We start from the raw sequence: 22,311 nt of genomic DNA, 5'->3' as shown, positions 1-22,311 counted from the left end.
ATCATAGCCAATAGGGGATGCGGTGACGATAACGGCCGAACAGCAACAGGGCGACCGTCCAGCCAACGATCGCAAACACGATGCAGGCCATCCAGCTCGTTGCGGACGGGAGCTCGCCCAACAGCGGGTCGCGCACGACACTGAGGAAGTGGTAGAAGGGATTGAGGTCCAGCAACAACCTTGAAATGCCCTCGGGCAGCGTTCGCGTCATCCACATCACCGGCGTCAGGTACATCACGACCTGCAGGAGATTCTGCATCACCTGCGTCATGTCGCGGTAGCGTGCGCACAGCACACCCAAAATGAGCATGATCCAGAGCAGGTTGAGCGACAAAATGACAAAGCCGGGCAGCGCCAGGAAAACGTGCCATGTCGGCATGCGCGCGACGGCCAGCAGGACGAGCGGGTAGATGAGAATGTTGTGGCCCAGAATGATGGCGTTGCGGTACTGCACGCGCAACACATGGGTGAACAGCGGCATGCGCACCTGAAGGATGATGCCCTCGGCCCCGATAAAGGCCATGCATCCCTCGTTGATCGACGACGAAATGTAGCCCCAGAAGATCAGGCTGACGCAAATGTAGGGGAGAAACTCCTGCATCGGCGTGCGAAAGAGGGTGCCAAAGACGAATCCGAGCGCGCCGATCAGCACGCCCATATTGATGGTCAGCCAAAACGCCCCGACCCGCGAGCGCCGGTAGCGCTGGGCCACGTCCTGCCAACTGAACGTCGTCGCCAGATGGTGTTTCTTCAGCGCGGCTCTTATGTCGGCGAAGGCCTCTGCGAGGACGCCCGTTTTAGTCGGCAGCATATGTCTCGATCATGTGTTCTGCCCAAGCCCGGCTGTGCGATACATTATTGCCCCGGCGACATCAAGTTGATGAACCGCCTTTATCAAACTCATCGAGCAAAGCACGAGCCACAACAAAATCTCACGACGCAGGCCTTCTAATGAGATCCGTTGGGACTACGAACGGCCGCCGCATCGTCTCATCATGTCGGCACTATTCCCGGCACACGAGCACGCGCTCGTCGCAGGCGATGTTGCAATGGAGTTCGACTCTGCTATGCGGAAGGGAGCGCCGGGCTCATGAAAAGTCGGGATCAACGCCCAAACCTGATATCGCGGCGAAATGCTTGCCGCCGCCGCATACAGTTCAGTGTACCCAGATCGTAGATGAAAATCGGAATCGACGCACGCAACCTTGTGCCTGGCCTCACGGGTATCGGCAGATACGTCGTCGAGATGACGCGGGCGCTGGTCGCGGCCGGACACCGACCAATTCTCTATCTGCCCGAGTCGCCGGCCAACGGCCTTGGTGAGCTCGTTGGAGCCGACATGCGTGTCGCGGCTTTCCCGGGCGCTGCCGCTCGCATGATCTGGTCGCAAACGGCGCTGCCACGCGCAGCGGCCAACGACGCGGTCGATGTCTTTTGGGGGCCGGCGCACCGGCTTCCCTTCCGTTTGCCGGCGCCGATGCCGCGGGTGGTCACAATTCATGACCTGGTTTGGGCCTATGCGCCCGAAACCATGCGTTGGCAGACATGGGGGGCGGAGCGTGCCTTTGTGGGCGCAGCAGTGCGCCGGGCTGATGCAATCGTCGTGGACTCGAATTCAACGGAGGGGGCGCTCCGGGAGAGGTACCCTAGCCTGGAAGCTCCAGTGACAACGATCTATCCCGGCTACACCCGCCTTGTGCCGGGCGACATTGCCGCCGTGCGCACGCGTTTTGGAATCGACCGGCCCTATCTGCTGTTTGTAGGGACCCTTGAGCCGCGCAAGAATCTCATTCGCCTTTTGCAGGCCTGGGCCAGCCTCGGCCCGCAGGTCCGTTCCGGACATCTGCTGGTTATCGCTGGTGGGCAGGGTTGGCACCTCGGCGATCTCCGATCTCGCCTGGCGGATCTCGGCATTTCCGACCAAGTGCGGCTCACCGGGTACCTGGATGACACCGATCTGGCATCGCTCTATGCTGGAGCTCGGGCGCTTACGATGCCGTCGCTCTATGAAGGGTTCGGCTTTCCCATTCTGGAGGCAAACGGTTTTGGGGTGCCGGTTCTGACCTCCAACGTCTCTTCAATGCCTGAAGTTGCCGGCGAAGGTGCCTTGCTGGTCGATCCGCTGTCAGTCCGCGATCTCACCGCAAAGCTGCATCAACTGCTTACCGACGATCGCGACCTTGCACGACGAGCCGCGACCGCCAAGGCCAATGCGGCGCGTTTCGACTGGCATCTCAGCGCAAGGCGTTTGATCGCGGTTTTCGATCAAGCCATTGCCAAGCGGAAAAGCCGCTGACATGCGCGTCCTCCACTTTTTCAAGACGTACTGGCCTGACACGTTCGGTGGCATGGAACGAGCAATCCATGCAATCGCCTGTGGAACGTCGAAACTGGGCGTTGAGCCAACGGTGCTTTCACTCAGCCGCAAGCCGCAGGAGAACAGCGTCTTCTTCGACGGGCATTGGGCCTACAAGGCACAGCTCGATCTGGAGATCGCTTCGACGGGTTTTTCGCTCGGCGCCTTCAAGCGCTTCGGCGAACTGGCGGCGCAAGCCGACGTTATTCACTATCACTTCCCCTGGCCCTTCATGGACCTGGTTCATTTCGGCATGCGGGTGCGAAAGCCAACCGTGGTCACCTATCAGTCCGACATAGTCAAGCAGAGCACGCTGCTGCAGGTCTATCGTCCGGTGATGCATCTCTTCCTCAACAGCGTTGACCGCATTGTCGTGGCCTCGCCCAATTATCTGGAAACGAGCGCTGTCCTGCGAGGACGGCGTGCCAAGACAATCGTCATTCCGAATGGCCTGGATGTGAATGATTATCCGGCCCCCTCCGAAGCACGGCTGCAACAATGGCGTGCGCGGTTTCCCGGCAAATTTTTCCTGTTCACCGGTGTACTGCGTTACTACAAGGGCCTGCATGTCTTGATCGAGGCGGCGCGCCTGAGCGGCTACCCGGTCGTTATCGTCGGCTCAGGTCCGATGGAGCAAGCCCTACGCGGGCAAGCTGAAGCAAACGGGCTGCCGAATGTGCATTTTGTCGGTGCGGTGGAAGAAGAGGACAAGATCGCGCTTCTGACCCTGTGCAGCGGTGTCGTTTTCCCGTCCCATCTGCGCTCGGAAGCTTTTGGGTTGTCTCTTGTCGAGGCAGCGATGTTCGGCAAACCCATGATCTCCTGCGAGATCGGCACTGGCACAAGTTTCATCAACCTGGACAAGGTGACGGGATTGGTCGTCCCACCCGCCGATGCGCCGGCCTTGGCCGCAGCCATGGCTCAGATATGGAAGGACCCGGACGTGGCGAACCGCTTCGGGGAAAATGCAGCAGAGCGATATGAGAACCTGTTCACGTCCGAGAAAATGGCCATCTCCTATACGAAGCTCTACCAGGATCTCGTTCGGAATATCTAATATTTCCTCGGTGACAACAAATAAATCTGATGTCGCCGCGCCTTTTACGTCACGCGACTATAGCGATAACCAAGATCCCCCTCGGCCCTTATATTAATCAGAACTAAATATCGAATCGATTTCCGTGCGACCTCATCCCACAGGCGCGATATCCCAGGCCCTTTTCGCTTGTCATTTTCCGTTTGCAGCGAGTAGGTAGTGGGTTTGGGTCATACGAGTGGTGGGCTACGACTGCGCTGGGTTGCGGCATGGACAACTGCGAAATTGTATTCGATTTGAGATGCCTGCAAGACCCTTCCTACAAGGATCGCGGCGTCGGCAAGCTGTCGGCGAATCTGGTCAGGGCTGTCGGCCACCTTCGCGAAAGGGTTGGGGTGTCGACTCTCGGGCTGGTCGATCCCGCCTTGCCGCCGCTCGAGGATCGTTTCCTTCATCTCGTCGATCGGGTTCGCAGCAACGCCTATCTGGGTGCCAAAGGATGTTCGACAGTGTTCTTCGAACTGTCCCCCATGACCCATGATCCGTTCTTCCTGGGTCGCATCGTGAACGACCCCGATATTCTCAAGCTCGCGATTGTCTACGACTTCATTCCGCTCATGAAGCCGGAACGTTACCTGCCAACGGCTTCCAATCGCCTCGACTATCACACCCAGCTGATTTGGCTTTCCCGCTACGATCATTTCTTCCCCATATCGCAGCATACATCCGACGAGCTGCAACGCCTTCTGGGCGTAGACCCGTTGCGCATTACCAAGACCGGAGCGCCGATAGACAGCGCCTTCGAGCGCGCCGACGCATCCGGGCGGCGGGACAGATTTTCCGAGCGCTATGTTCTTGCCTGCGGCGGAGCCGAACCTCGAAAGAATGTCGAGTGCCCCATCGTCGCTCATGCCGGAAGCGCCGTGATGCAAGACGCCGGCATCCGGCTCGTGGTCACGGGGAACTACCCGCCGGTTTGGCAGGCAATCCTGCGCGATTTGTACACCGGCAATGGCGGCAGGCCCGAGCTTCTCGTCTTCCCTGGTTTTGTCGACGAAGATGAACTCGTTTCGATCTACCGCGGCGCGCTTTGCACAATCGTTGCAACGCACATGGAAGGCTTCTCGATTCCGGTCGTCGAGGCAATGGCGGCCGGCTCACCGGTAGTCGCGTCTGCCATCCCGGCTCACAAGGAACTGATCGGGCGCGACGATTTGATGTTTTCTCCGGATAGCGCGGAGGAACTCAGAAAGAAGCTCGAAGCGATTGCCGTCGATCCGGCGGGGCGCACCGAGATCGTCCAGGATCAGTCGACACGGTGGCAGCGGTTTCGAGCCGACAAAATCGCTGGTGAATTCTGGTCGACGGTGGGCGATCTGGTTACGCGTCGTCAGCCGAAGCCCACCGGCATCCTCAGAGGCGCACGACCGCAAATTGCGTTCCTCAGTCCGATGCCGCCTGACCGGTCCGGGGTTGCGGACTATTCCGCCGCAACAATCAGGGAACTCGGCAAACTGGCCGATGTCCACGTATTCTCAAAACATGCGCCTGCGACCACTCCTGACGGCGCAGCATCGGCGCAGCAGATCACCACCCTTCCCTGCCTGTCTTCGGGCTTTGATCGCGTGATTGGGGTGGTGGGGAACTCACATTTTCATCTGGAGGTGTTCCAACTGCTTGAGCGCTATGGCGGCGCTTGCATCGAGCACGACAATCGTCTCCTCGGCTTCTACGGAAGTCTCCTGGGTTCGGCGCGCGCCTGCGCGGTTGCGGAACGGGAGCTCGGGCGGTCCGTCACAGAGGAAGAGGTCGGCTCCTGGCTGCAAGATGAATCGAGGCTGCGAGCAACATTTCTTGGCGAAATCGCCGAGTGGGCTTCGCCGATGTTCGTTCACTCGCGCGTGACGGCTCGGATCGTTCAAGAGCGTTTTTCCAAAACGGCGATCTATCTGCCCTTTTCGATCTATCGGCAGTGGGAGACTGATCCGACCGATCGAAGACTGAAATCAGCGGCCAGACTGAGGCTCGGCATCGCAAAAAGGAATTTGCGATCATATCGCTTGGTTTTGTCCACTCCAACAAGGCGGCCGAAGAGTGCATTTGGGCTGTTGACCTCATGCGAAGCTGGAACATTCCGGTAAAATTATATTTTGTTGGCGAGCTTGCAGGAGATGAAGGGCCTTTCAAGGATATGGTCTCCCAGCTCGGCTTGACAGATCATGTAGTGTTTTCATCGAGCTTTATCCGCGAGACGCAATATCGAGACTATTTGCTGGCAGCCGACGCAGCGGTTCAGTTGAGAACCCATCGCTTCGGAGGCTTGTCCGGCGCACTGCTCGACTGCATCACCGTTGGGCTGCCCACCGTTGCAAACGAGGACTTGGCGCTGGCAATGGAGGGGCCGACCTATGTCTCTACCGTGCCGGATCACCCGAGCCCGGTTCTCATCGCGGAAGCGTTGGCCGGGATCAGCCAGGCAGGCGTCAATCGGTCTCAATTCGATGAGGAGCGGCGACGCTACTGCGAAGTTCATAGTTTCAAAAACTACGCGCAGCAGCTGTGCGAGGGGCTTGGATTCTGAGACTGTCGCCAATTGCCGAAGACCGTAAGAGAAGAGCATTGCCACGAGCCCCAATCTTTGCCGATCTGACCGAGTTGACGAGCCATCCGTTGCGCACGGGAATCCAGCGGGTGGAACGCGAGATTTTGCGCCGCTGGAGCGGGCGCGGCCGCTGGTCCCGTGTCGGTTCGACGCGGAGAAATTGGCCTTCTGCGCGCTCCCGGACGCGGTGGCGGAAATACTCACCGGCGACGGCAAGCACTCCGTGGAGGATGAAACAGAACGACTTCTGCCACATCTCCAGAAGGGCACGCCGATTTCCACGACCGACCTCAAAGCCGGCCTGCACAACCCCGAGGTGTTCTTCGACCTGCAACGCGCCGAAGCATACCGGGCCTTGTGCCATGAGGGCACCGCCTCGGTCAGTTGGCTGGTGTACGATTTCCTGCCCTATCTTCATCCGCAGGACTGGGAACCGCGTGCGACAGGGCGACTGATGCACTATGTGCGTGCGCTTCGCGACGTACCGCGCGTAGCGTTTATCAGTGAACAGACCCGCCGCGAGTACATAAATCGCGTCATACGAAAGGCTGGCCGCGCAGGTCCCGCGATCCCGCTCGGAGGTGATGGCGTTGCGATGTCCCGGCAAACGTTCGACGCTAAAAAGCGGATGTTCACATATGTCGGGACGATCGAGCCCAGGAAAAACGTTGCCGATATTCTCGAGGCCTTCGAACTGCTTTGGCAGCAGGATGTCGACGTCGAATTGACCATCATTGGTCGGATAGAAAGCCGGTCGACACGCGAGCCTGGGATACTGGAACGCCTCAAGGCCGAACCGCGGTTCAGATATCTGGGTCACGCAAGCGATGATGCGATCCGGCAAACCCTGCAAAAAACCAGAGCAACCCTGTTTGTCAGTTCACTGGAAGGCTTTGGCATTCCGCCCTATGAAAGCCTGGCAAGCGGCATTCCGGTCATTGCATCCGCGAACCTGCCAAGCCTCGACGTGTTGCCGCCAGGCGGCCGCGTCGTCCTCGACGAGATAAGCCCCGAGGCGATTGCGAGCGCGGTGCGTCAACTGCTTGATGATCCGTTCGCGGAAAGGCTTTGGGGAGAGGTGACGAGACTGCGAATACCGACTTGGGACGGGTTTGTGCAGACACTCGCATCGTGGCTGCACGACGCAGGCTAGACTACCGTTCTCGCGGCGGGTTTGACGCGATCGTCAGGGCGAGCGCTTCCAGGCTCCTCACGAGCTGAGCCTGCTCCTGCCGCAACACCTGGATGTCATCCGAGCGTGCATGATTATCCAAGCTCCTCGCAAGCTGAGCCTGCTCCTGTCGCAACGCCTGAATCTCATTCGAGCGCGCTTGATGAAGAGCCTCTTGTGAGCGATCGAGGCGTTCGTAGACGGGCTGCAACAGAAATGTTCTGACCCGCCACATGACCGGACGCACGAAAGGCCTGAAAAGGACCTTGTAGACACCGAGAGCCCCCTTCTTCACAGTTGAGCGCAGGCGACCTGGGGCAGGGCTGGAGGGCGGCTCATAGCTGGCTGGTGAAACCATGGAACTCTCCGCAGGAGTGATAGCAGTCGCGTTATCACGACCGACAGTATGATGAAACCGGCGCAAAAGCCGCGCCAATGGCAGAACGCTCCCCAGAGCGCGTGGCCCCCCCTCATCGCGAAGGTCAAGGACGATACGATCGTAACCTGCGGCAAGAGAGGTCGCGGAAACGAGTGAATGACGTTCCTGCTCCATCTGCCTGGACAGCGCGGCAACTTGGGCCGCCAGACGCCTGCCGTCCTCCTCCGCCCGCTCGCGCTCTTGCTCCAGTTGCTTGGACAGGGCCGCCGCGTGGGCCGTCAGGCGTATGCCCTCGGCCGCCGCCTGCTGCAGTTCTTGCTCCAGTTGCGCGGACAGGGCTGCCGCTTGGGCTATCAGGCGCTTGCGTTCGGCCTCCGCCTGCTTTTGTTCCCGCGCCAGACGTTTGGACAGAGCCGCTGCGTGGACTGTCAGACGCTGGATTTCAGCCTCCGCCCGCTCGACTGCCGCCGTGAGCTCAACCGATCGTTCTTGAATGTCCGCGCTCTTTTGGCGTTGAGCTTCGCATTCCGCGGAAAATTGATCCCGCTGCGCAATGATCTCACTGCGTTCGGCGGTCAGTTGCTTCACCGCCACGCCTGAATGCCATTGTTCGAATGTCAAATGGCCGTCGAGAACGTTTACCGGCACCTGGAAGTGGCGGAGCAGCTCTTTGCTCTCGGCCCTCACATAAAAGACATTGATGCCGTCGAAATACGCACGCAAGAACCCGTTTGCGAGCAGAACAGGCTCCCAATTCTGATTGACGAGTTCGTTCGACCACGGGGCAGTCGCTTCAATCACCAGCACCAGCGGTCGAATCAAGCTCCAGTCTGTCGCTCGAATGATGGCAGCTTCCGACCCTTCCGCATCGATCTTGAGAAAGTTGATCTCTTGTCCGATGGCATGCTGGGCGACGAGACTGTCCAGCGTCACAGCCCGGACTCGAAGCATCTCTCCTTCGCCGTCCGCCGTGACCGGCCCCTCGGCCACTTTGGACATGCCAGGATCGGATTGATTCTCGAAGAAACCAACGTCACCCTCCTGATCCGTGACCACGGCCCTTATATTTGTGTCGCGCGGTCGTTCCCGCGCCAGCTCGTCGAAAACCGTTCCCGGTTCGACGTTTATGCCGGACCACCCGCGATCGTAGAAGGTCTTGGTGACGGATCCTATGGTTGGGTGATAGGCGCCGATGTCGATGTAGAAACCGGTCGCGGCATCCTTGAAAACGCGCTCGAGCAAAACGTCTTCACAATTTTGGGCGTAGCTGATCATAGCGGGCGCTGCCGATGGGGGCGTTGCGTCGGCGCCCATGGTTTTTCCTTAGATCTCATTTCGAATCGAAAAAGCTCCACTGGTCCCGCAACTTCGCTGTCTAACTTAGCTGAAGCCGTTTGACATTAGTGGGAAACTCTCGACCGAGGTAGGTCGGCAGCCCCCCCGTTGGACCGTCCATCGGCACGCCACGGCTGCGGTGGACGGCAGTGACTCCGCACAGCTCTTGGTCGGATCAATCTGGCCAGATCTTTCATTTCAATTCACCTGTTGGGATTGCATCGTCCGCGCTACCCCTTTGACGATCCGTGCTGTCGGCTCCGCCTTGCGCTTTGCTGGTCGCATGCTGCCGTGTCCGAAAATTGTCGAACTGCTTGCTGAAAACGGGACATCCGCTAAAACCCCGCCAATGGATCAGGACATTTCTCCCATGCGCGGTTTCGCGATCTGCACGGCTCCATGGTCGGGCAGCAATTTCCTGTCGTAGCGCTGATAAGTTATAGAGTTGGCGCCATGCGCCGTGGACTGCCCGAGCGGACAGTTCGTCGTAAGGAGCCAGCCGATCCATGACCTTCGAACAGCCGCTGACGGTGCTGATCGCCAACATTTATCTGACAGGCCGGTCGGGAACCGAGATCGTCACCCGGGAGGTCGCCTTTGCCCTCTTGCGCGCCGGGCACAGACCGATCGTCTATGCACCGGGGCTGGGACCGATCGCGGAAGAGATCCAGGCTCGCGGCATACCTGTCACCGACGACATCTCGACCATCGCCGCAGACATCGACATCATCCACGGCAACCACACCCAGGTTACCGCGATCGCCACGGCGCGCTTCCCGAACGCCCCGGCACTCTACTTCGCACACGATTTCGTCGCCTGGCACAGTGCCCCACCGCTTCTCGCCAACGTCTGCAGATACGTGGCCGTCGACGACACGGTTGCCGAACGGCTGCAGTTTGAAGCCGGCATTCCGGCCGACCGTATCGTCACGCTGCTCAATGCCGTCGACACCGACCGTTTCGTGCCTGGGCCGCCGCTGCCGGAGCGTCCGCGCCGAGCCCTGGCTTTCGCCAAGAACACGCAGCATTTGCAAGCGGTGCGCGCCGCCTGCGCGGAGCGCGGCATCGAGCTGGACGTGATAGGAGCCTCCATCGGCAGCATCGTAAGCGATCCTGAAAACCTGCTGCCGCAATACGACGTCGTCTTCGCGTCGGCGCTGAGCGCCCTTGAAGCCATGGCATGCGGTCGCGCTGTCATCGTTTGCGACGGCCGCGGCCTTGCCGGGATGGCACGTTCCGACACTTGGGATGGGTGGCGGCGGCGTAATTTCGGACTGCGGGTGCTGCAACGGCGCTTGTCGCCCGGGGCAATCGCAGCCGAGATCGACCGCTATGATGCCGCCGACGCAGCGGAAATCTCGAAGAGAACCCGCCAAGAGGCAAGCATGTCAGAATGGTTGAACGCTTGCCTGTCGCTCTATGGCGGCGCAATCAGCCAACACCGCGCCGCACCTGCGGACAAGGACGCATTGAACCTTTCGCTGGCGCGTCATATGCAGACCTGGCTGCCGAAGCCTGGACCGATATGGCCGTGGATGACCGAGCGTGAGGATCTGCTGGGGCAGTTGGCTCGCGTGCAGGCCGGGTTGGAACAGGCAGAGTTGGACCTGGCCGAACTGGCGCAGGCCAAGCTGGAGCAGGCCGAGCCGGGGCCAACCGAGCCGGAGCAGGCCGGGCTGGAACCGGTCGAGGCGAACAAAGTGGTATCATGCGCCCAGGCCGACGACCCCGAACGATTTGTGCGCCTGACGGGATTCTCCACGGTTGAACACTGGGGAGTCTGGACTGACGGCGACCTGGCGACGGTCGAATTCAAAATCTCCTCCGCGGCTGTGCCAACCTCGCTAAGACTGGGTCTGGTCCCTTTTCTTCATGAGAACCATCCGGAAGTCATCGCTGAGCTTTTCATCAACGGAATGTGGATTGAACGACGGGTGTTCGGACCGACCGCTCCTGGTGCGCCGCTTTTCCGTCAGCAAGACTGGCAGGTAGCCTTGCCATCCGAAGCTGCGCTGAACCGGAGCCTCACTGTTGGCCTGCGGATTGAGAATCCGGCAAGTCCACTGCAGGTGGGTCTGTCGGGCGATCGACGGCGGCTTGGACTGGGGCTATGCCTGATCGAACTTGGCGAATGAGGTTCTGACCTTCGGCCAGGATGCTCATCCGGGATTCAAGCCGCCAGTTGCCTGGCCAGCGGCTCGACGTGTTCCTTGAAGCGAAGCACCGTCTTGTAGTAGCCGCTTTTCACGCGCTCCGTGCCCCAACGCTCATAGGCTGGCGGCTGCTCGGAACATTCTGAAATGTCCAGATGGTAGTCGACCGGTGTGAGGCGTTCCACACTGAAGCTGGTAAGGCCGTGCACCGCGCGCAGGCGGTCGGCCTCCTCGGTCAATTCCGGATAATTGTCGACGGCCCTGAGCTTGCGGTCGAATGCCCCGGTGTCGAGATGAAGCTCTATTCCCTCTCGTGTGGAGGATTGACGCCTCAGTGCGACCGCCTCGAGCGGAAATTCGAGATTGGGCAGATCGCGACCATCTCGGTCGTGCAGCCGCGCCAGCGCCGCATTGACGAGCAGCCGGCAGACGTCATGCCCCGGATTGAACCCCTCGACCGCGTCGGCGGCGACATAGTCGATCGCCTCGCCGGCGAGAATCGTGGCTATTTCGTCGACCAGCGCCCTGAATGTCTCCGCTTCGCCGGCCAGAATGGCCCGGTAGAGATCGCGGTCCGCCATCCTGCCGAAGAACGTTGCCGCGGGACGCGCGCCGGCGCCGGCCAACACTTCGGCCGTGCGGTCGAGTCGGCCGGCATCGAGATGACCCGAGCCGTCTGTCAGCACCAGGACCACAGGCTTGCTGGTTTCCATCCAATGATGGACCCGCAATTCATGCCCCGGATGGGCAACGATCAATGCAGCTTTTCTGCCGTGCCACCAGCTCTGCTCGTTGCTAACCACGAGTGCGCCCCGAGGCTATGGGATGCATCGTCGCAAGGCCTGGATTCGGATTGATGCAGGTTTCCTGCGGTGGGCCCGAGGCGGCGATAACAGCGGATGCATCCCGTGCAGGCATTGCCTCGATTTTCATTGTTTCTCCGTACATTTCATCAGAATCGTACGAGTTCCAATGACCACATGACTATGGATTGCTATTGTCTGCCTTAGTGGAGATCGTTCTACCTCCATTCGAAAAACTATCAACCGAAATAGGCTGTCAAAACCTCATTGGTGGGGCCATCCATGCGCACACGGCCATGTTCCATCCACAGGATGCGGTTGCAATTCTTTTGAAGCAGCTCGCGCGAATGGCTGGCAAGCACAAGTATCTTGGTCGTCTCGACGATCTCGCGCAGCCGCCTGTCGGCCTTGTGCCTGAAGTCCTCGTCGCCGGTCGAAAGCCATTCGTCCATGACCAGGATTTCCGGCCGGATCGCCGTCGATGTCGAGAACGCCAGGCGTAGCTGCATGCCCGACGAATAGGTCCGGAACGGCATGTCCAGAAAATCGCCCAGTCCGGTGAATTCGGCGATGCCATCGAATTGCTCGCGCAATTCGTTCGGCCGCATGCCCATCATCGCCGCCCGCAGCCTGATGTTCTCGCGGCCCGTCGCTTCCGGGTCGATCCCCAGCGAGATGTTGATAAGCGATACGCATTCACCGTGGATTGTGGCCGAGCCGCTCGTCGGCCTGTAGATGCCCGACAGCACGCGCAGCAGCGTCGTCTTGCCGGAACCGTTGTGACCGACAAGGCCGATCCGATCCCCCTCGTTCACGCAAAAGCTCACATCCTCCAGTCCGCGCACGATGACATGGCCATCGACCCGACGGTCGATCGCGCCGCCCGTGGCGACACTCAGCACCCTGTTCTTGAGCGAGCGGCTTGCCGCGTTGAAGACCGGGAATTCGACCGAGACGCCGGCCAATATGATGGAAGCCATAGCAGGGATCATAGCCAATAGGGGATGCGGTGACGATACCGGCCGAACAGCAACAGGGCGACCGTCCAGCCAACGATCGCAAACACGATGCAGGCCATCCAGCTCGTTGCGGACGGGAGTTCGCCCAGCAGCGGGTCGCGCACGACGCTGATGAAGTGGTAGAAGGGATTGAGGTCCAGCAGCATCTGCGAAATGCCCTCGGGCAGCGTTCGGGCCATCCACATCACCGGGGTCAGGTACATGATGACCTGCAGGAGATTCTGCATCACCTGCGTCATGTCGCGGTAGCGCGCGCACAGCACACCCAAAATAAGCATGATCCAGAGCAGGTTGAGCGACAAAATGACAAAGCCGGGCAGCGCCAGGAAAACGTGCCATGTCGGCATGCGCGCGACGGCCAGCAGGACGAGCGGGTAGATGAGAATGTTGTGGCCCAGAATGATGGCGTTGCGGTACTGCACGCGCAACACATGGGTGAACAGCGGCATGCGCACCTGAAGGATGATGCCCTCGGCCCCGATAAAGGCCATGCATCCCTCGTTGATCGACGACGAAATGTAGCCCCAGAAGATCAGGCTGACGCAAATGTAGGGGAGAAACTCCTGCATCGGCGTGCGAAAGAGGGTGCCAAAGACGAATCCGAGCGCGCCGATCAGCACGCCCATATTGATGGTCAGCCAAAACGCCCCGACCCGCGAGCGCCGGTAGCGCTGGGCCACGTCCTGCCAACTGAACGTCGTCGCCAGATGGTGTTTCTTCAGCGCGGCTCTTATGTCGGCGAACGCCTCTGCGAGGACGCCTGTCTTAGTCGGCAGCATATGTCGAGATGTCCCGATCGTGTGTTCTGCCCAGGCCCGGCTGTGTGCGAAAGGTTCGATACATTATTGCCCTGGCGGCATCAAGTTACGGTCTAATCGTATGAGATCGCCGTTCTTGTCTAACCAGGGGGCTAAACGCTTGTGGATATCGGCCAAAACATCAGGCTTCGTAATGAACTGGTTGCGGTCTGAAATATGTCGACGATGGAAAAAGTCTCTTTATCATAGTAAGTCCACCCGCAGTCGACGACCTGGCGCTTCCTGCTCTCGATTTCCTTCAGGAGATGCGAAACACGGCGTTTGCTCAAATTGTGGCAATCCTTAGCCCATTCCAACAGGCTGTAGTCCGAACAAACATAACGACCGACTTTCCATGTGGAGAGAAGCCTTCGACTCTCAATCTCGTCCATACTGAGGATGAGTGAGTGCGCCGCTATGCGTTCATAGAGGCGCATCCACGGCAGCATCACCGTATCGACCACGTGCGCAGGTTCTCCTCCGAACGTGTTTAGCCACGAGAGAACCGCGCTTTCCGGCTTTCGGATGGTGCAGATCGATTTTACGGAGCCGCTCCACAGCAAAGAGAGCAACTCATCGTCAGCGTCATGGGCCTTGTAGATAGCATGGGCAGTCTCATTCGACGTAAACTGCGCACGCCTGTCGGAAGTGACCAAAGCAACACTACCTCTCCGTGACAGGGCCCGCCTGACAACGTTGAAGGAGTAGGTGGATCCGCTGCGCGGCATTCCGGCGATGAAAATCAGCATTCTTTTCACGCAGTTTGACGGTTAGCCAAGTCGACCGATCCCACGAACCACAAGAGATAATGATTTCAACCTTCTGTCGTATTTCCACCTTCCAGAAACCGGCGATACCCTTGAAAACCCTGTCTATATTATCTCGATCTCGGGGAACGGAAAAATAAATCTACCGCCGTCGGCGAGATATTCGCGTTCACGACGCAGGATACCGTCCTTGAAATGCCAAGGCAGGACCAGAAAATAGTCCGGCTTCATCGCGCGCGCTTCGGCTTCAGAAATGATCGGTATGTGCGTCCCGGGGGTCATGCGGCCAAACTTTTCCGGATTGACTTCGGCGATGGCCGGGATCTCGGCTTGCGTGAAGTTGCAGAATTGCAGGACGACATTGCCCTTGGTCGAAGCGCCGTAGCCCAGCACCTTCTTGCCGTCGGCAACGAGTGTCCTGATAAGACGTGACAGGTCGTCCTTGTGCCGGAACACGCGCTCTTCGAAGTCGCGAAAAGGCCGCGGCGTGGACAGTCCCATACGGTCTTCCTGTTGCAGCAGCCAATCGATGACCGGCTGATCGGGTCTGAGGCTCAGGGCTGTTCAACGCTAACATCTTTGTGATCGGCTTTGATGCGTCGCGGGCAAAAGGGCGATTCCCTCCGGGAGATTTGTCTGAATCTATGCAGGGCAACCAATCATGAGGGTTGCACCGTTGCCCGGCACATTGCTGTCATTGTTTTCGCAGATCCCCGATCCACGCCGTGGCCAGGGGCAGATGTATCCCCAGGCGCCGATCCTGCTGTTCACGGTGCTGGCGATGCTGGCCGGGGCGGTTTCGTATCGTCAGGTCCACGCCTTCATCCGCATCCATCTTGTCCGCCTGAACGGCGTGTTCGGTAAGCGGTGCGCGAAGGCACCTTGCAATAGGCCGATGAACATGGAGTTTTCGGGCCATGACATTGGAACATGCAAGGGGCGATCTGGTCGCCGAGTTAAGCGGTGCCGCGGCGGCCGAAGATCGTGCAACGATGCCCGGGCGCTCGCGGCAACGGAGGCTATGGAGTTGCACCGAGAAGCGCGCGTTGGTCGACCTGGCGAGCGCGGCGGGGTCGTCGGTGACGGAGGTCGCGGAAGCGTTCGGCGTAGCTCCATCCCAGCTCTATGCCTGGCGCAAGCAGATGGCCGGCGGCGAGCTCGATACCGATCAGGCGATGGCAACTTTCGCACGGATCGAAGTGAACGATCTGCCCGAGGTCGAGCGTCCGGTCGCCGATTGCCCGGACCCGGCCGGCAGGATCGTCGTGGCCTTTCCGAGCGGCACGCGATTGCGGATCGACGGGATCGTCGATCCGACAGCACTGCGCATCGTTCTGGCGGAGGTGACCAGGTGATCACGGTGGTGCCGACCGACCGGATTTATCTGTGCTGCGGCGCGACCGACATGCGCCGCGGGATCAACAGCCTGGCGCGGATGGTGCAGCAGGTGCTCGCGCTCAACCCGCACACCGGCGCGATCTTCTGCTTCCGTGGACGCAAGGGTCATATCATCAAGATTCTGGCGCATGACGACCAGGGGTTCTGTCTGTTCACCAAGCGGCTTACCGATGGTTGTTTTGCCTGGCCAACTACCAGGGATCAGGTCGCCGTGTCGCTCACCAAGGCGCAGCTTTCGCTGCTTTTGGACGGGATCGATTGGCGCCGACCGAGCAAGATTTATCGACCGCGTTTGGCTGGCTGATTTTGATGTTTCTAATTGATTTTGTGTTGATTCTTCTTCCGTAACGAGGGTCTTTCGGGTATGTAATTTGGGTGTCGGAACAAGCTCCCTCAACCGCTGATTTCTTCGCCCGGATCGCCCTTCTGGAGGCGGCCGTTTCTGCCCGTGACATCACCATCGCCGAACGCGATGAGCAGCTTCGAAGAGAGCGCGCCGAGGCCGCACTTCGCATCCAGCGCCTGCAGCTGCGGATCGATCGCTTCAACCGCAAGGCCTTCGGCCGTTCGTCCGAGAAGCTCGGCCAGATGCTGCTCGAACTCGAAGATCTCGAGACCGATTTCGCCGCCAGCGTGCCGGATCTCGAGCTGCCCATCGTTGCTGACACCGACAAGGTCCGGGTGTTGCCGGTGCGTAAGTTCAACCCCAACCTGCCGCGCAAGCGGGTCGTTCGCGAGCCGTCTTGCGCATGCTGCCCGGGCTGCGGCGGCGATCTGCGCGCCATGGGCGAAGATGGCGACGAGATGCTCGATCTGGTCGCCCAGGCCTGGCAGGTTATGGAGACCATTCGACCCAAGTACAGCTGCCGGACCTGCGATAAAATCATCCAGGCGCCGGCGCCAGCCAAGGCCATTGCACGCGGTAAGCTCAGCTATGCCGCGCTCGCCCATATCATGATGGCCAAGTGGGGTTATCATCTGCCCTTCTACCGTCAGGTACAGATGATGGCCGCCAAGGGCGTCGATATCGAGCGTTCCACGCTTGCGCGCAGCGCCGGCTACGCCGCCGCTTTGCTCGATCCCATCTACAATCGCATCCGTGAGATCGGCCGTACCCGCAGCAAGATTCACACCGACGACACGCGGCTTCCGATCCTGGCGCCCGGCACCGGCAAGACCCACAAGGGCGCGCTCTGGGTTTATGTCGCCGACGACCGCAACTCGGGTTCGAAGGAGCCGCCGATCGCCTGGTATCGCGCCACCATGGGCCGCGCCGGCGAGAGCGTGATGAGCGAACTCGCCGGATTTGCCGGCACCCTCCAAGCCGACGGATTCAGCGGCTATAACCAGCTCTACAAGGGCGGCGCCATTCGAGAAGCAGCCTGCCTGGCCCATCTGCGTCGCAAGATATTCGACGTTCACGACAGCCAGCCGACCGAGCTCAGCACGACGGCCATGGCTGGTATCCAGGCGATCTACCGGATCGAGGAAGAGATACGGGGGCTCCCGCCCGCCGAGCGATTGGCCGCACGACGAAGGCGGACCCGACCACTGGTTCGCGCGCTGCGACGACAGCTCATGCGCCAGGGCAAGGGTTTGTCGCGCCATGCCGATATCGCCAAGGCCTTCGCCTATGGCACCAGGCGATGGCGCGCGTTCAATCGCTTCCTCTACGATGGCCAGCTCGAGCCCGACAACCTGATCGCGGAGCGGGCGATTCGTGGATTTACGGTCGGCAGGCGCAATTGGCTCTTCTCGGGCAGCTTCGCCGCGGCAGAGCGGTCAGCGGTCGTGCTCAGCATCATTGAGACCTGCAAGCTCTGCGGCGTCGATGCCGAAGCCTACATGGCCGACGTCACCGAGCGCATCCAGAATGATTGGCCAGCCTCGCGCTGGGACGAACTGATGCCGTGGAATTGGGTGCGCCGCCAAGAGATGCAGCTCTCCTTGGCGGCATGAGCGCGCTCGATGACATGGCGCTGTCGGACGAGGCGCTCGAGGCCTGGATGGCCGCCAAGACCAACCGCCCGCTGGTGCGGACCATGTCGGCGCTGGATGGCTTCGTAACGGCGGCGGTCACCGGGCCGCGCTACCCGGACCCGCAAGACTGGATGTGCCCGCTCATGGGGTTGCCGCGCGACGTCCTGGCCAAAGGGTCTGCAACCGATCACGCCGTGTTTGCCAGCGTCGCCAGGATCCACAACCGGATCAACGAGACGCTCTTCGACAGACCGCAGGATTATGCGCCCCGATTCGCAACCAAGCCCAGCGGCGGCATCGACCCCCGGCCGTGGTGCCAGGGGTTCTACGCGGCCATGAATCTCAACATCAAAAGCTGGAGACGGCTACTCGACCTCGACAACCCCAACCACGGCCTGCTGCTGCCGATCCTGATCTACTGCGTCGACAAAAGGGGAGGCCCGTCCTCGGCAAGCCCAGGCCGGGGCCCGAGACCGCGCGCTTCATCGAGCATGAGGCCTACAAAGACATCGCCCTCGTCATCCCCGCACTGCGCGAACTCCACTACGTCACCCGCTATGGCTATGGCAACCCGGAGTGATCGCCGCCGGCGCGCCGACTAACGGCTGACCTACCATAGACGCATCACAAGACGATATTGGGAGGTGCCTTGGCGCACCGCTTACCGTGTTCGGGGTCTCGGTGCGAAAGGCCCCAGCCTACTCGACGGTGCGGTTCATCCTTCGCGGTCTCGACGGGGCGGAGGTCGAAAGGGTGTTCCGCCAGCATGCGGCCGGCCTGCCGACGCCCCCCGGCCCAAGAGCCGGACGACGCCATGCCGGACGACGTCATGCCGGCGTGCGTGGCCATTGACGGCAAGACGCTGCGCGGCAGCTTCGACGCCTTCAACGATCGCAAAGCGGCGCATCTGCTGAGTGCTTTCGCCAGCGATGGTCAGATCATCCTCGGCCATCTGGCGATCGATGAGAAGAGCAACGAAATCCCCGCCGCCCAGGACTTGATCGCCACGCTGGGCCTGACCGGGCGCATGTTCACTCTCGACGCCATGCATGCCCAAAAAAACCTTCGCCGTAGCCCTGGCCACGGGTAACCATCTGCTGGTTCAACTCAAGGAGAACCAGCCCAATCTGGATGACGAGATTCGCGCCATCGTCGACAGCCGCACTCCCAGCGACACGGCCTCCTCACGCGACACAGTGCGATCCCGGCAGGAGGATCGAACCGTGGACGTCTTTCCCGTCGGCAAGGCCCTCGTCGACAGCGAATGGCAGCCCTTCGTCAAGACCATCATCCGCGTCACCCGCCAAACTTGGCTCCGCAGTGCCGCCACGGGCATGTGGCAGCCGCGCGGCGAGGTCTCATACTATATCTCCTCCGAACAGGGTCTCCCCGCCAAGACTTGGGCCGCCATCATCCGAGGCCACTGGGGCATCGAGAACCGCAACCACTATGTCCGCGACGTGTCCTGCGACGAGGACCGCAGCCGTATCCGCGACAACCCCGGCATCATGGCCAGAGCCCGCAGCTTCGCCCTCAACATCCTGCGTCACAACGGCACGAAAAACGTCGCTCAAGCCCTCTGGAACGGCGCTCTCTCCCTCGATCTCATCCTCGCTTACAAGGCTCTGTAATCAGCGTTGAACAGCCCTGGTCTGAGGCTTGTGTTGCCCTTGTGCGTGGCCGTGACCGCGAAACTGCCACCGTTGATGTTGTTCATGACAACGTTGACGACCTTGAGGCCAGCCGCTTCCAGTATCTTCGCCACAACGCCGAGGGAATAGTACTCGACATGCTCGTGGCAAATCGTGTCATAGGAGTTGAGGCGAAGCATGGACGGCATGTAGCTTTGCTCGAAATGCCAGATGCCGTCTTCGGCAAGGACCTCGGCCACCTGACGCGCAAAGGCGATGGGATCCTCAAGATCGTAGAACATCGCAATGGATGTCACGATCTTGGCCCGCTTTTGTGAGATGCCCCGATATGCCTCGGCCGAAAAAAGTCAGGCACCAGTTTCACATCGTCCGGATAATACTGCGCAAATTTCTTGCCCGTCGGATCAATGCCTATGCGCGTCAACCCCGCGGTCGAATAGGCCTTGAGGGTCGTGCAATCATTGCTCCCGATGTCGAGAACGACGTCACCGCCGCGTGGCGAGGCGAGCCTCTCCAGGAAGCGAACCTTGTGCGTCAAATGATCGACCATCGACTGGTTGAGGCCCGAGCGATAGCCGTAATTGTCGCCGTACATTTCGCTCGGCTCATAGGAATGTTTCAGCTGCAGAAGTCCACTGGACGGAGACCAGACCAGCTCGAGCGGCCCTTTGGTCACGGGTTCAGACGCAGTTTTGGGAAACACTCCGGTGAGCGCCTGCTCGCCAAGATTGAGCACGGTGACGAGATCCTTGTCCTTGCCGACACGGCAGGTCTCGATGGCGTGATACCTTACCTCGTTCATGAATTCTGACCCTCAATTGGTTGGTGAAAGGGTATTGATTCAAAGGCATTGACTGCAGTTCTCTACGCTTGGGCCACCCGTGCGCGGCAATCCTTCAGAACCGCGGCAAGGGCCTCTTCGAAGGGATGCTCAGGCACCCAGCCAAGACGCGTTCGGGCGCGGGTCGCATCCCCCACAATGCATGGCAGATCACTCGGTCGCAGCCGCAGCGGATCTTGTTCGGTGACGATCTTGACACTGCTTCGCGCCAAGAGCTGGTCCAAAATATCTCCCATCCGCCACGAGATGCCCGAAGCAACATTGAAGATGGTGTTTGGCACGAGACCGTCGCTGTTCAAGGCGACGCGCGCATAAGCACTGGAGACGTCTCGCGCATCCAGGAAATCACGGTGCGCGTCAAGATTGCCGACACGAATGACCGGCGGGGCCAAACCGGCTTCAATCCGTGCGATCTGCATGGCGAAGGCAGGTACGGCAAATGCCTCGGTTTGCCCTGGTCCCGTGTGATTGAAGGGGCGCAGACGAATGCATTTAAGGCCGTCACGGGAAAGCGCACCCAAAGCGAGGTCGGCCGCGGCCTTGGTCACGGCATAGTCGTCCATCGGCGCAAGCAGCGCATTTTCGTCAAGCGGCTGGCCAGCCTTTGCGCTCTCGCCATAGACCAGGCCCGACCCGACATAGATCAACCAACATCCCGGTGCCTCGTCAAGAATGGCGTGGGCCACGTTGAGCGCGCCCTGGACGTGGATGCGCCAGGTGTTTTCAGGGTCAGCCTGGGCGGCGCCAAGGGCGGCGACGGCCGCCAAATGGATAACGTGCGTCGGCTTGTGGCGAGCAATAGCCTCGTGAACAGCAACCTTGTCCGTCACGTCGAGCGCCAGGATTTGACCAAGCACGGGATGCGGTCCTGCGTCCTTTGAGGTCGCAATAACCGTCAAGTCGCGACCGCAAATGCTGTGCAACGCTTCATGGACATAGGGACCGACAAAGCCCCGTGCCCCGGTGATCAAAACTCGCATGCCGACCTCGCTAACCGCACCTCAAAGGTGTTGGTCACGTCTTACACGCTCAAGATCGGCTTCGACCATCTCAATGACGAGCTCCTTGAGGCTCGTCTTTGCCTCCCAGCCCAACTTCTCTTTGGCCTTGGTCGGATTGCCATGCAGAACTTCGACTTCCGCAGGCCGCAGAAAGCGCTCATCGATAGAAACGTGATCCTCCATATTGAGACCGGCATGTTCGAAGGCGAGCTTGCAGAAGTCCCGAACCGACACGGTCTTGCCCGTCGCGACCACATAGTCGCTTGCCGTGTCTTGCTGCACCATCAGCCACATGGCTTCCACATAGTCGCGCGCGTGACCCCAGTCGCGCTTGGCGTCCAAATTGCCGAGCGCCAGCTTGTCCTGCAGCCCAAGCTTAATGCGGGCGACAGCGTCGGTAATCTTGCGGGTGACGAATTCGATGCCGCGCAGGGGCGATTCATGATTGAAGAGAATACCGCTCGATGCGTGGAGCCCAAAGCTCTCGCGATAATTCACCGTCATCCAATGTGCATAGAGCTTGGCCGCGGCATAGGGAGAGCGCGGATAAAACGGGGTCTTTTCCGACTGGATGGGTTCCTGGATCAGCCCGAACATTTCCGAAGAGGATGCCTGGTAGAAACGGGTTTCGGGACACGTTATCCGCACCGCTTCCAGCACATTGGCTGCGCCAATGCCTGTCACGTTGCCCGTCAAAAGTGGTTGTTGCCAAGACGATTTGACGAAAGATTGGGCGGCAAGATTGTAGACTTCGGCCGGACGAACGTCCTGGAGCACCCGGATAAGGCCGGAGAGATCCGTCAGATTGCCGTCGTGAAGCACGATCTTGTCGGCGACACCAAGCCATTTCAGCCGTGAACCGACCACATCGGCCGAAGCACTACGCCGCAAAAGGCCGTGGACCTCGTATCCCTTCTCAAGCAGGAACTTCGAGAGATAGGCTCCATCCTGCCCGGTCACGCCGGTGATAAACGCTGTTTTGGAATTCATGGTGAACCTGTCTCTACCTTCTTGATCGCTA

Annotated in this window: 23 protein-coding genes and 1 pseudogene; 13 read left to right on the top strand and 11 right to left on the bottom strand. The window is 60.0% G+C overall.

The genetic code is table 11. From position 1 onward, the window contains the following. Position 1: 1 nt before the first annotated feature. Complete coding sequence (locus HB778_RS24185) at positions 2–811, bottom strand: ABC transporter permease (RefSeq protein ID WP_183457585.1); 810 nt, start codon at positions 809–811, stop codon at positions 2–4. 366 nt (positions 812–1,177) lie between these two features. On the opposite strand from HB778_RS24185, the gene HB778_RS24180 reads away from it, so the two are divergent. From HB778_RS24180 to HB778_RS24160, 5 genes are all read left to right on the top strand, one after another. Beyond that, positions 1,178–2,296, top strand: coding sequence for a glycosyltransferase family 4 protein (locus HB778_RS24180; protein WP_183457583.1), 1,119 nt, complete (start codon positions 1,178–1,180; stop codon positions 2,294–2,296). A 1-nt stretch (position 2,297) separates the two neighbouring features. Further along, complete coding sequence (locus HB778_RS24175; RefSeq protein ID WP_183457581.1) at positions 2,298–3,413, top strand: glycosyltransferase; 1,116 nt, start codon at positions 2,298–2,300, stop codon at positions 3,411–3,413. Between the two features lie 248 nt (positions 3,414–3,661). Beyond that, entirely contained in the window at positions 3,662–5,533 is a 1,872-nt protein-coding gene (locus HB778_RS24170; RefSeq protein WP_183457580.1) for a glycosyltransferase, read from the top strand. After that, complete coding sequence (locus tag HB778_RS24165) at positions 5,443–5,973, top strand: glycosyltransferase (protein ID WP_348524751.1); 531 nt, start codon at positions 5,443–5,445, stop codon at positions 5,971–5,973. The genes HB778_RS24170 and HB778_RS24165 overlap by 91 nt, the downstream gene beginning before the upstream one ends. 181 nt (positions 5,974–6,154) lie before the next feature. Further along, positions 6,155–7,147, top strand: coding sequence for a glycosyltransferase (locus tag HB778_RS24160; protein WP_183457576.1), 993 nt, complete (start codon positions 6,155–6,157; stop codon positions 7,145–7,147). A gap of 1 nt (position 7,148) precedes the next feature. On the opposite strand, the gene HB778_RS24155 is transcribed toward HB778_RS24160, so the two are convergent. After that, entirely contained in the window at positions 7,149–8,858 is a 1,710-nt protein-coding gene (locus tag HB778_RS24155; RefSeq protein ID WP_183457574.1) for an FkbM family methyltransferase, read from the bottom strand. A 527-nt stretch (positions 8,859–9,385) separates the two neighbouring features. Here HB778_RS24155 and HB778_RS24150 point away from each other — a divergent pair. Next, entirely contained in the window at positions 9,386–11,014 is a 1,629-nt protein-coding gene (locus tag HB778_RS24150) for a glycosyltransferase family 4 protein (protein ID WP_183457572.1), read from the top strand. Positions 11,015–11,049: 35 nt separating this feature from the next. On the opposite strand, the gene HB778_RS24145 is transcribed toward HB778_RS24150, so the two are convergent. The 5 genes from HB778_RS24145 to HB778_RS24125 all read right to left on the bottom strand — a co-directional run bounded on the left by HB778_RS24145 (position 11,050) and on the right by HB778_RS24125 (position 14,919). Further along, positions 11,050–11,745, bottom strand: coding sequence for a hypothetical protein (locus tag HB778_RS24145; protein WP_183457570.1), 696 nt, complete (start codon positions 11,743–11,745; stop codon positions 11,050–11,052). A gap of 329 nt (positions 11,746–12,074) precedes the next feature. Continuing rightward, positions 12,075–12,815: an ABC transporter ATP-binding protein gene (locus HB778_RS24140; RefSeq protein WP_183457568.1), complete on the bottom strand. Its 741-nt coding sequence runs from the start codon at positions 12,813–12,815 to the stop codon at positions 12,075–12,077. An 8-nt stretch (positions 12,816–12,823) separates the two neighbouring features. Then, the gene (locus HB778_RS24135) at positions 12,824–13,633 is read right to left on the bottom strand and encodes an ABC transporter permease (protein WP_183457566.1); all 810 of its coding nucleotides are present in this window, start codon (positions 13,631–13,633) and stop codon (positions 12,824–12,826) included. Between the two features lie 131 nt (positions 13,634–13,764). Then, positions 13,765–14,400 (bottom strand): hypothetical protein, encoded by a 636-nt coding sequence (locus HB778_RS24130; protein WP_183457564.1) that lies wholly within the window; start codon positions 14,398–14,400, stop codon positions 13,765–13,767. A gap of 123 nt (positions 14,401–14,523) precedes the next feature. Next, on the bottom strand, positions 14,524–14,919 hold the full coding sequence (locus HB778_RS24125) for a methyltransferase C-terminal domain-containing protein (RefSeq protein WP_244661597.1): 396 nt from the start codon (positions 14,917–14,919) through the stop codon (positions 14,524–14,526). Positions 14,920–15,079: 160 nt separating this feature from the next. Here HB778_RS24125 and HB778_RS43475 point away from each other — a divergent pair. From HB778_RS43475 to HB778_RS24090, 7 genes and pseudogenes are all read left to right on the top strand, one after another. Next, a pseudogene (locus HB778_RS43475) lies at positions 15,080–15,259 on the top strand (transposase family protein); the annotation flags it as partial. Between the two features lie 76 nt (positions 15,260–15,335). Beyond that, on the top strand, positions 15,336–15,773 hold the full coding sequence (gene tnpA, locus HB778_RS24115; protein ID WP_183457562.1) for an IS66-like element accessory protein TnpA: 438 nt from the start codon (positions 15,336–15,338) through the stop codon (positions 15,771–15,773). Then, positions 15,770–16,120, top strand: coding sequence for an IS66 family insertion sequence element accessory protein TnpB (tnpB, locus tag HB778_RS24110; RefSeq protein WP_183465207.1), 351 nt, complete (start codon positions 15,770–15,772; stop codon positions 16,118–16,120). The genes tnpA and tnpB overlap by 4 nt, the downstream gene beginning before the upstream one ends. Positions 16,121–16,191: 71 nt before the next feature. Further along, positions 16,192–17,775 carry an IS66 family transposase gene (gene tnpC / locus HB778_RS24105; protein WP_183457560.1) on the top strand — a complete coding sequence of 528 codons (1,584 nt, stop codon included), beginning with the start codon at positions 16,192–16,194 and terminating at the stop codon, positions 17,773–17,775. Beyond that, a complete protein-coding gene (locus HB778_RS24100; RefSeq protein ID WP_244661595.1) occupies positions 17,772–18,398 on the top strand; it encodes a UPF0149 family protein in 627 nt (208 codons plus the stop codon). Before tnpC ends, HB778_RS24100 begins: the two co-directional genes overlap by 4 nt. A gap of 212 nt (positions 18,399–18,610) precedes the next feature. After that, entirely contained in the window at positions 18,611–18,886 is a 276-nt protein-coding gene (locus HB778_RS42850; protein ID WP_183457558.1) for an ISAs1 family transposase, read from the top strand. Next, on the top strand, positions 18,846–19,427 hold the full coding sequence (locus HB778_RS24090; protein WP_183455035.1) for an ISAs1 family transposase: 582 nt from the start codon (positions 18,846–18,848) through the stop codon (positions 19,425–19,427). The genes HB778_RS42850 and HB778_RS24090 overlap by 41 nt, the downstream gene beginning before the upstream one ends. Here the strand turns inward: HB778_RS24090 and HB778_RS41630 are convergent. The 4 genes from HB778_RS41630 to gmd form a co-directional block, all read right to left on the bottom strand. Then, entirely contained in the window at positions 19,412–19,744 is a 333-nt protein-coding gene (locus HB778_RS41630; RefSeq protein ID WP_244661594.1) for a class I SAM-dependent methyltransferase, read from the bottom strand. The genes HB778_RS24090 and HB778_RS41630 overlap by 16 nt on opposite strands. Then, positions 19,741–20,250 carry a class I SAM-dependent methyltransferase gene (locus HB778_RS41625; RefSeq protein ID WP_244661593.1) on the bottom strand — a complete coding sequence of 170 codons (510 nt, stop codon included), beginning with the start codon at positions 20,248–20,250 and terminating at the stop codon, positions 19,741–19,743. Before HB778_RS41625 ends, HB778_RS41630 begins: the two co-directional genes overlap by 4 nt. A 62-nt stretch (positions 20,251–20,312) precedes the next feature. Continuing rightward, entirely contained in the window at positions 20,313–21,269 is a 957-nt protein-coding gene (locus tag HB778_RS24080; RefSeq protein WP_183457556.1) for an NAD-dependent epimerase/dehydratase family protein, read from the bottom strand. Between the two features lie 21 nt (positions 21,270–21,290). Beyond that, positions 21,291–22,280 (bottom strand): GDP-mannose 4,6-dehydratase, encoded by a 990-nt coding sequence (gene gmd / locus HB778_RS24075; protein ID WP_183457554.1) that lies wholly within the window; start codon positions 22,278–22,280, stop codon positions 21,291–21,293. Positions 22,281–22,311: the final 31 nt, after the last annotated feature.

Origin of the sequence: Mesorhizobium huakuii, from assembly GCF_014189455.1 — a bacterium.
Taxonomy (GTDB): domain Bacteria; phylum Pseudomonadota; class Alphaproteobacteria; order Rhizobiales; family Rhizobiaceae; genus Mesorhizobium; species Mesorhizobium huakuii_A.
Note: the sequence above shows the minus strand (reverse complement) of the source record. Positions and strands in the feature narration are given on the sequence as shown.